At 58.0% G+C, this 9,532-nt stretch carries 7 protein-coding genes and 1 pseudogene; 4 read left to right on the forward strand and 4 right to left on the reverse strand.

The annotated features are described in order from the left end of the window. Together SMC3_RS02260 and SMC3_RS02265 are read left to right on the forward strand one after the other, a co-directional pair. Positions 1-1,945 (forward strand): PAS domain-containing sensor histidine kinase (locus tag SMC3_RS02260; RefSeq protein WP_133299369.1); only part of this gene is annotated, 1,945 nt, incomplete at its 5' end. 326 nt (positions 1,946-2,271) lie between these two features. After that, entirely contained in the window at positions 2,272-3,138 is an 867-nt protein-coding gene (locus SMC3_RS02265) for an alpha/beta fold hydrolase (protein ID WP_119089771.1), read from the forward strand. A 48-nt stretch (positions 3,139-3,186) separates the two neighbouring features. Here SMC3_RS02265 and SMC3_RS02270 read toward each other — a convergent pair. Further along, a pseudogene (locus SMC3_RS02270) lies at positions 3,187-3,737 on the reverse strand (nitroreductase family protein). A gap of 16 nt (positions 3,738-3,753) precedes the next feature. Beyond that, the gene (locus SMC3_RS02275) at positions 3,754-4,221 is read right to left on the reverse strand and encodes a redoxin domain-containing protein (protein WP_119087076.1); all 468 of its coding nucleotides are present in this window, start codon (positions 4,219-4,221) and stop codon (positions 3,754-3,756) included. Between the two features lie 336 nt (positions 4,222-4,557). Between SMC3_RS02275 and SMC3_RS02280 the strand changes: the two genes are divergently transcribed. Both SMC3_RS02280 and SMC3_RS02285 read left to right on the forward strand, forming a co-directional pair. Next, the gene (locus tag SMC3_RS02280; RefSeq protein ID WP_119089772.1) at positions 4,558-6,204 is read left to right on the forward strand and encodes a stalk domain-containing protein; all 1,647 of its coding nucleotides are present in this window, start codon (positions 4,558-4,560) and stop codon (positions 6,202-6,204) included. A 148-nt stretch (positions 6,205-6,352) separates the two neighbouring features. Further along, positions 6,353-7,342: an A/G-specific adenine glycosylase gene (locus tag SMC3_RS02285; protein ID WP_119087077.1), complete on the forward strand. Its 990-nt coding sequence runs from the start codon at positions 6,353-6,355 to the stop codon at positions 7,340-7,342. Between the two features lie 28 nt (positions 7,343-7,370). Here SMC3_RS02285 and proC read toward each other — a convergent pair whose 3' ends face one another. Both proC and SMC3_RS02295 read right to left on the reverse strand, forming a co-directional pair. After that, entirely contained in the window at positions 7,371-8,183 is an 813-nt protein-coding gene (gene proC / locus SMC3_RS02290) for a pyrroline-5-carboxylate reductase (RefSeq protein ID WP_119087078.1), read from the reverse strand. A gap of 89 nt (positions 8,184-8,272) precedes the next feature. Further along, the coding region (locus tag SMC3_RS02295) for an ATP-binding protein (protein ID WP_119089773.1) at positions 8,273-9,532 on the reverse strand (1,260 nt) is incomplete at its 5' end.

A 9,532-nucleotide genomic window follows, 5' to 3' on the forward strand; every position in this document is an offset into this window, starting at 1 on the left:
GGCGGAAGAGGCACAGCAGAAGAGCGAAGCACAGTATCGTCTTCTCGCTGATAACTCGACCGATGTGATCTGGACTCTCGATCTCAATGGTGTCTTTACCTATGTCAGCCCTTCGGTCTTCCAACTCAGAGGATATACCCCGGAAGAGGCGATACGCCAGCCACTATACGAGGTATTGTCCAAAGGATCGATCGCTATTGTGCAGGAAAAGATACAGCAGAGTCTAGAGAAGGCCAAATCGGGTGCTGTTCCGGCCCCAAGTGTGACTGAAGTTGAACAGCCCTGCAAGGATGGATCATCAGTTTGGACCGAGGTTGTTTCCCGGCTGATGTTTGATGCGACCGGGAAACCTGTGGGAATCATGGGTGTAAGCCGTAACATCACTGAGCGCAAGCAAGCGGATGAAGAGACTCAGCGGGAACGAGCGTATTTCGACCGATTCGTGGAGACAACCCCAGAAGGCATTGCGATCTGCGATGCCCAAGGCAGGGTCATGCGGGTAAACGCCGAGTTCGTGCGCATGTTTGGCTATGGGGTTGATGAAGCCGTCGGACAATGTATCGACGACCTGGTGGCACCTCCCGGGCGCCAGGAAGAAGCCAGAGCAATAACAAGGTCTACCGGCCAAGGGGAGAAAAACCTTCTGGAAACAGTGCGGCGCAGAAAAGACGGCACCCTTGTTGATGTGTCCCTCATCGCCGCACCTGTTCTGATCACAGGGAAACAGGAAGCAATTTACTCCATCTACCGTGACATCACCGAGCGCAAGCAGGCAGAGGAGGCGCGTAAGAAAGCGGAGGCTCAGCTCCGGCAGTCCCAGAAGATGGAAGCGATCGGGACACTGGCAGGTGGCATCGCCCATGATTTCAACAACCTGCTGACCGGCATCCTGGGCAATGCCGCCATCATGCGCAGCAGCCTGCCCCCGGCAGATCCGTTGCTGGAGAACCTGAACGCAGTCGAGACCGCTGCCCGTCGGGCAGCCGACCTCACGAAAGGACTGCTGACCTTCGGCCGCAGCGCTGCGATCCTACCGGTTGCTCTCGACGTCGATGCGGCAGTCGGCGAAACGCTCGACCTGTTGCACCAATCGCTGCCGGCCACAATCAACATTGTACGGGACTTCCAGCCAGATGCCTGGAACATCCTGGCCGACCGGTCGCAGTTGACCCAGATTCTGTTGAACCTGGCCGTGAACGCGCGCGACGCTATGGAGGGCAAGGGCACGTTGACGTTCTCCGTTCGAAACGAGGTCGTCGACGAGCTCTACGTCCGTCAGTACCCCTACGCGCAGACGGGCGAATACGTACGCCTGAGCGTGAACGACACTGGACCCGGCATTCCCGACGAGATCATGGAACACCTGTTCGAGCCCTTCCATACGACCAAGCCCGTAGGTTCAGGAACCGGCCTCGGACTCTCCGTCATCTACGGCGCCGTGAAACAGTCCGGCGGGTGGATCACGACGACGACGGGGCACGACACCGGCACGACGTTTAACATCTTCCTGCCGCGTTGTGTCTCCCCCGCTGTACCTGTACAGACGCCTCGACCCATTGTCGAGAACATACAACACAGTACGGTCCTGGTAGTCGAGGACGAGCCGGTCGTGCGTACGGTCACTCAGTCTCTGCTCACGCGAAGCGGATACCTTGTCATGACGGCGGGAAATGGCGCAGAAGCTTTGGACATGATTGCACAGCATCGAAAGGAGATCGACCTGATCATGTTGGACATGACCATGCCGGGCATGACAACCGGCGAAATCGTGCGGGCCATCCGTGCTCTGGATCCCACAGTCCCCATCCTGCTAAACTCCGGGTTTGCCTCCAACAAGACCGCCAAGCAGATACTCGAGGAGGACAGTGTCCAGGGGTTCCTGGCCAAGCCGTATGACTTGCACCAGCTGCTGGAAAAGGTGCAAAGTCTGCTCTGCAGAGGTTGAGCGGGCTGCCGGTCTTGAGATGACAACTCCGGCTACATTTAGCAGCTGACCCCGAAGGCAACGATGGATTCTCGCCTGCGCGGCAGAGCGCTACTCCCATGACACCAACATGTTCGTGGGAAGCACCCCTCGCCTTGAAGAACACCTCGCATCTTGGACAAAAGGATGCGAGGGACAAAAGGGCTCGGGGGAATGACGGAGTGGTATACGCAACTGACGGTTCACACAGACTGCGTTCGCCGTATGACAGTTGATTGACTGTCGCTTCATGGTAAACTCAAGATTTGGAGATTTGCAGACACATCTCCGAGTCGAGTGAGGCGCAGATGGCATTGACTGATCAGACAATCAAGCTCGCAGATGGACGCGCCTTGGGGTATGCGGAGTTCGGTGACCCATCAGGGGTACCAGTGTTCTTTTTCCATGGGTTCCCAGCGTCACGCCTCGAGGGCATCGTCTTGGACGCTCCTGCACAGGCAGTCGGTGCTCGACTCATCGCGCCCGACAGGCCCGGGTTCGGTCTTTCAGATCCCAAACGTGGACGCTTATTCTCGGGCTGGCCGGACGACGTCGTCCAGCTTGCTGTACACCTCGGTATCTACGATTTCGCAGTTCTCGGCACCTCGGGAGGCAGTCCCTACGTCGTCGCATGCGCAGACCGCATCAGTGAGAGACTGACCGCTGCCGGAATCGTCTCAGGCATTTCTCCCCTTCACAACCAGGCTGTTCGCCTGTCAATGAACGTTGATCAGCGACGAATGTTCGTCTCAGTAGCACGCTTCCCCTGGCTTGCTCGCCGCATGTTCGCTCAAAGCATGCAGGAGGTACAGGCAGACTTCCCCTCACTGTTGATCCGTATGGCAGCGGAACGACCCGACGCAGACAAGTTCGTACTCGAGCGACCGGACATCAAGGATATGCTCCGTACGAATCTGACCGAAGCGTTCAGGCAGGGTGTCGCCGGCGCCGCACAGGAACTGGCTCTCTACCGTGGCTCCTGGCACCTCGCGCTGAAAAAAGTCGCATACCCGATTCAGATATGGCAGGGGCGCGAAGATGTCATCACTCCCCCATCCATGGCGGAGGAACTTGCATCTCTCCTTCCTCATACCCTGACACGATGGTATGCCAACGAAGGTCACTGCTTGCTGTTCGCCCGTTCAGAGGAGATCCTGAGACAGCTCGTGTCCTGACGCGCGAGTCCACCATGCCGTTGCGACAGACATGGTTGAACCAAGCGGTCAGTGAGGGATAGGCTCTCCAACCGGTGCTCCGTCCGGGACTCTGTCCACAAAGGCGATCCGTTCCAGCAGAAGGCGAGGCGGCCGCTCACTTTCATCGTGTAACTGCTTGTCGGAGAGAATGGGGTTGGGGACCGTTGTGTGCTTGCCTACAATGACCAGCGTCAGCAATCTCATGTTCTCCGGTATTCCCAGCATTGGCTTCACCTCATCTGGACGAAAACCAGCAATCGGGTGCGCGACCAATCCCAGCTCGGTCGCTCGCAGGATGAGCAGAGCCGTTGCCATACCTGTGTCGAACCAGTTGTACTCGCGGTCCTTGATGACGCAGTCGAGTTCGGGCCGGCTGAAGACAGCGATGATCATGGAGGCTCGTTCCGTCCATTGGTTGCCCTTNNGCGAACGAACACATATCGCCACGGCTGGTTGTTGAAACACGACGCTGAGAGGCTTGCGGCACGGGCCAGGTCCCAGATCAAGTCGTCAGTAATAGCCACAGGGTCAAAAGAACGATATGCCCTGCGGGCCTCGATAGCATTCTTTACGTCCATAGGTACGTCCAAGTGATCACTCTGCACAACGTGCCAGTACTTCGTCGATGTCGGGCAGGTCGTGGACGGGATAGACCTTCACCCAGGTAACCTTGCCCGATTCGTCAATGAGCACGTTGGCACGCTCGGAGTACCCCTCGACGTCGCGGAACAACCCATACGTGCGCGCCACGCCTCCGTGAGGCCAGAAGTCGGACAGCAGCATGGTCTCGGCGATGAGCAACTGTTTGGCCCATTGATTTTTCGACGGAACCGGGTCAATGCTCATGCCGAGTGCGACCGTGTTGAGGCGGGAAAAGTCCGCGAGGTGAGCTTCGAGCGCCTTCATCTGCTCGGCACACACTCTTGTCCATGCGAGAGGGTGCCAGGACAGCAGAACCTTTTTGCCCCGGTAGTCAGCCAAGTGAATGGGTCGCTTCCGGTTGTCGTCCAAGGTGAAGTCGGGCGCCATATCGCCGACGGCAATTCGGTTGATCTCTTCCATATGATCCTCCTGTGTTCGTTGTCGGTCGCCCACGCGACCAAACACTTATTTTAGTATGGCCACATGCGTCACGCGTGTCAATGTGACAGGCCTGACGACCCTTCCAGCCTCAGCACAGTGCTAATCGATGCCGTCATGAAGTTGGAACATTTTGTGCTACAATATAAATTATCTCATTCGTGATCAATGTAGTGATGCGGCGAGAGGATGCCAGTGAGATGAATGGGTAACATGTAGCGGCCTCCACATCCTGGAACTCTGCAAGTCTGTGGCAGAGAAGACGACCAGAAGCGAACGTTCAACTACGTTCTTGGCGCATCCAAGAGAAGGAGAGTAATGAAACAACTGACAACTCAAAAGTGGATCACGTGTCTGTCTATCATGTTAATTCTGACCTTGTGTCTTGCCTTGGGCCTTTCGGGTGTGCTGGTCGGTGTCCCCGCCGCGCGGGCAGCAACTGCGGAAACCTGGACACAGCTTCCACTATATGGGAGTATGGTCTCATCTCTTGCCATCAACCCCAAGTCCCCCACCACTCTGTATGCCGGTACCAATGGCGCTGGCGTCTTCCATTCCGTCAACAGTGGCACAACCTGGACGGCGGTGAACACCGGTCTCATCAACAAAGATGTCCTGGATATTGTCATCAATCCCTCGACTCCCGCCATCCTGTATAGCGGCACCTTGGGTGGCGTCTTCCGCTCCGTCAACAGCGGCGCCACTTGGACGGCAGTGAACACCGGTCTCACCAATCAGGGCGTCAATTCTCTTGTCATCAACCCCAAGTCCCCCACCACTCTGTATGCCGGTACCAATGGCGCTGGCGTCTTCCATTCCGTCAACAGTGGCACAACCTGGACGGCGGTGAACACCGGTCTCATCAACAAAGATGTCCTGGATATTGCCATCAATCCTCTGACTCCTGCCATTCTGTATGTGGGTATCGATAGTAATGGCGTCTTCCGCTCCAAGGATAGCGGCACGACCTGGACAGCGATGAACACTGGGCTTACCAACAAGGATGTCTCCTCTCTTGCCATCAACCCAAAGTCCCCAGCTATCCTGTATGTCGGTACCCAGGATGGTGTCTTCCGTTCTAAGGACAGCGGCGCCCACTGGACGGCTGTGAACACTGGGCTTACCAATGCTGGTGTCAAGGTCCTTGCTGTCGACCCTGCTACCTCTTCCACCCTGTATGCAGGTACATGGGGTGGTGTCTTCCGCTCCAAGGATAGCGGCACGACCTGGACAGCGATGAACACTGGGCTTACCAATGGAACGGCCACCTCTCTTGCCATCAACCCAAAGTCCCCCGCCACCCTGTATGCCGGCACCGGCAACGGCGTCTTCCGGTATGACACCGTGACTTCGTATGCCCTCACGACTACTGTGGCGCAGTCTGCGGGCGGCTCGATCAGCCGGTCTCCCGATGCCTCGTCCTATGCTCCTGGAACGGCTGTCACGCTTACAGCAAGTCCTGCTTCCGGCTACGTCTTCACCGGCTGGTCCGGGGCTCTGACCGGTACAAAGAACCCGGCGACTGTGACGATGGATGCAGACAAGAACGTGACAGCATTGTTCGCCTTGAAGGTCACGAGAATCATTCAGCTGACAATTGGTAGCAGGACAATGTATGTGGATGGGAGCCCCGTTGTTCTGGAGGCAGCCCCCATCATCCTGAATTCACGGACCCTTCTCCCTATTCGAGCAGTCGTCGAAGCCGTTGGGGGAACCATCGCCTGGGACGCGTCGACACAGAAGGTCACCATTGTGCAAAACGACAAGACATTGGTTTTGTGGATCGACCGGAATGTAGCGACGCTGAATGGCCAGTCGGTTAACATCGACAGCGACCCCAAGGTTGTTCCCATCATCATGAGCGGAAGGACGCTTCTTCCTCTCCGGTTTGTCGCGGAAACACTTGCAATGGACGTCCAATGGAACGCGGCTACCCGGACGGTAACAATAACGTACACGACATAGCAGGAAGTGAAACACAACCCCCGGTCAGTAAGACTGACAGGGGGTTTCTCTTTCTCCGTGCCGTGGCCGGCAAAGCGGTCCACGCTGTTTTATCCAGTATTGCTGCCGGGGCTATCGCTGCAAACGGTTGTCTTGCTATACTACATTCATGAAACGCCCGGATGACACATCGCACATCGAGACTTCCGGCGCTCCAAAGGCTAGAAGGAGCGCAGGCACTAATCTCTCGGTCGATCTGACCGCTGTGGAACGCGTGCAAGCAATGGTTCTGGGCTGGTATGCGGTTCACGCGCGTCGTTTTGTGTGGAGAGTCCCCAATCCCGACCCCTATGTCGTTCTCGTTTCCGAGACGATGCTCCAGCAGACTCAGACGGCTCGCATCCAGGAGAAACTGCCCCTCTTCCTTCGGCAGTATCCTGACTTCAGCTCACTCGCAGCTACTGACAACGCGACCATCATTCGTGCGTGGCAGGGCATGGGCTACAACAACAGGGCTCTGCGGCTGCGAGACTGCGCACGCGCCGTCGTCGAGCGCTTTGGCGGACTTCTCCCGGACACCGCCAATGACCTGAGGTCGCTTCCGGGTCTCGGCCCGTACACAGTGTCGGCCGTCCTCTCATTTGCGTTCCACCGAGACGTCGTCGTTCTGGATGTCAACACCCGGAGGCTATACAGCCGGCTTTTCGGGCAACTCACGACAACGCTCGAGGTCATGCCTGAATCCCAGCTACTACATGTCGCCAGTGAAGTGTATCCCCGCGGGCGCAGTTCGGAGTGGCACCAGGCCTGTATGGACATCGCCGCGCAGTACTGTACGGCACGTTCCCCCAGGTGTCTGTTCTGCCCCGTCACCAAGGCCTGCCGTTCAGCGTTCAGACTGGCCGAGGCCGTTCCACCCCGCGTCTCCGAACCTTCTCACCGGGGCAAACCCAACCGTATCTGGCGCGGTCGCATTGTCGAGCTTCTGCGCGGCCTTCCGTCTGATCAGACAATGGGGCTCACAGAACTCAGGACCCGCCTGTTCCCGACGGAAGAAGAAACCGATGGGCCTTGGCTGGAACACATTGTAGCTGCACTCGAACGCGATGGACTTATCGACCGCGACCAGGCAGTCGACAGCATCCAGCTGCGCTCCTGACTTTCCGGCATCGGCCGCCGAACAGCGGTCAGTCTTTGAGGGCGAGGGTACGCTGGTAGACTGCCCAGACTGCTTTTGACAAGGCTGTCCTGAACCCGCACTTCTCCAGCTCATAGAGTGCTTCGGCAGTCGTCCCACCTGGCGACGTGACGAAGCTCTTGAGCTCAGCAACATGTTTGTGGCTGGACCGAGCGAGTTTGAGCGAGCCTTCCATTGTCTGCAACACCAGCTCCAACGCCATGTCGCGCTGAAATTCAAGGTGTACGGCAGCGTCCACGAAAGCCTCGATGAACATGAAAACGTACGCGGGCCCGGTACCGCTCACCGCCGTTGCCATGTCCACGTATCGCTCTTCGTCGACTTCCATCTCGATACCTACTGCGCCAAGTACTAAACGAACCAGCGTCCGGTCCTCCTGCGTTACCTGGGAGCCGGCCGTCCAGACACTCACCCCTGCTCCGATCTGGGCGGGCGTGTTGGGCATACACCGCACAATACGGTCATGATCCGTGCCTTCCCTCAGCCTGTCGATACCGACTCCAGCAACAATGGACAGCAAGAGTTGTTCCGGCCGCATGGCTCCCTTGATGTCAGCAAAGACACGTTCGAGATTCTGGGGTTTGACCGCCAGGAGAACAATGTCCCCGAACTGGACTGCCTCATGGTTGGAGAGCGTCGTGTGAACGTGGTGCCGCTCGCGCATGACCTCAAGCGTGGCCCAACTGCGAGAACTGACCATTACGTCGTCCTCGGACGCAATACTCTTGGCGAGGAGCAATTCGACGAAGGCATTAGCCATGACGCCCCCGCCGATAAACGAGATTCTTGTCCTGTCACTCATACGGCAACCTCCTCGGCCGATATCAAAGCATATCGCCTTTCACGGCACGATGCCATGAGCACATCGACTCATGGGGCCCGGCAGACCGATCAACCTCTGGAGATCAGCTTCTGCACGTTCTCCACCAGCTGGTGCAGGTCATACGGCTTGCCCAGGAACCCTTGGACACTGCCCTCCTCGAGCATCCGCCTGACGGCGTCGTTGGACGTGTACCCGGAGTTCAGCAGGATGGGCAACGTCGGGTTCAGAGCGCGGACGCCTTGCACGATCTCGTCCGTCGTCATGCCAGGCATGGTCATGTCCAGCAGGATGAGCCCGATGCCCGCAGGGTGATCCCGTAAGACGTCCAAGGCCGATGCTCCGTCCGGTGCTGTCAGGACCGCATACCCCCTCCTGGTCAGGAGAGCCTGGGCAACTGTCCGCACCGCCGGTTCATCCTCAACCACCAGAACCGTTCCTCCGGGTACGTTCACAGAAGGGGGAGTGGGAGGAGGCGACTGTGGGGGGCTTTCCAGGCATCGAGGCAGATAGATGTCGAAGATCGCCCCCGAACATGTTTGTCCAATGTAAGGGGTGGCTTCCCCCGAACATGTTTGTTCAATGAGAGGGGCGGTCTTCCCGGCACCTTCCGTGGATTCCGCGGTGATCCAGCCGCCGGCCTGCTTGACGGCACCGTAGACGATAGAGAGCCCCAGCCCCGTGCCGGACCCCACCGGTTTCGTCGTATAGAAGGGTTCAAAGAGATGCTCCAGGATTTCTCGTGGAATCCCCGGACCGGTGTCCGTGACACTCAGGTGGACAAATTCTCCTGTCCGCGCAAAAGGATGGGTCTGGACGTATTCCTCTCCCACGACCTCGTTCCTGGCGCGGATGGTCAGTGTCCCCTTGCCCTTCATGGCATCGCGTGCGTTCACGGCCAGGTTGAGCAGGATCTGCGTGATCTGTGACTGGTCCATCAGGACGTTCCAGGCCGTCTGCTCATAGTCACGGACGATCTCCATGGTAGCCGGCAGTGACTGTTTCAGCAGTGCCAGGGTCGCGTCGAGCGCGGCCGCGATATTCATGGGAACCGGCAGGACCATAGCACTGCGGCCGAAGGTCAGCAGTCCTTGCGTGAGGTCCGCCGCCTGACGAGCAGCGGTCTCGGCTGCATTCAGGTTTTCCAGCAACGGGTCGGCAGCAAGCAGACCCCCGCGTATCAGGGCGATGTTGCCCAGGATGCCGGTCAGCAAGTTGTTGAAGTCGTGTGCCACCCCTCCTGCCAGTGTCCCGATGGCCTCCATCTTCTGGGACTGGTGAAGCTGCGCCTGCAAGGCCTCCTTCTCTGTCTCCGCCTGCTTGCGCTCGGT

This window comes from Candidatus Cryosericum hinesii, from assembly GCF_003570985.1.
In the GTDB taxonomy this organism is placed as follows: Bacteria; Caldisericota; Caldisericia; order Cryosericales; family Cryosericaceae; genus Cryosericum; species Cryosericum hinesii.

Coding starts and splice junctions, on each gene's coding strand:
- SMC3_RS02275 (WP_119087076.1), bottom strand. CDS start 4,221: ATGGAAGAGATCAACCGAATTGCCGTCGGCGATATGGCGCCCGACTTC.
- SMC3_RS02285 (WP_119087077.1), top strand. CDS start 6,353: ATGAAACGCCCGGATGACACATCGCACATCGAGACTTCCGGCGCTCCA.
- SMC3_RS02265 (WP_119089771.1), top strand. CDS start 2,272: ATGGCATTGACTGATCAGACAATCAAGCTCGCAGATGGACGCGCCTTG.
- proC (WP_119087078.1), bottom strand. CDS start 8,183: ATGAGTGACAGGACAAGAATCTCGTTTATCGGCGGGGGCGTCATGGCT.
- SMC3_RS02280 (WP_119089772.1), top strand. CDS start 4,558: ATGAAACAACTGACAACTCAAAAGTGGATCACGTGTCTGTCTATCATG.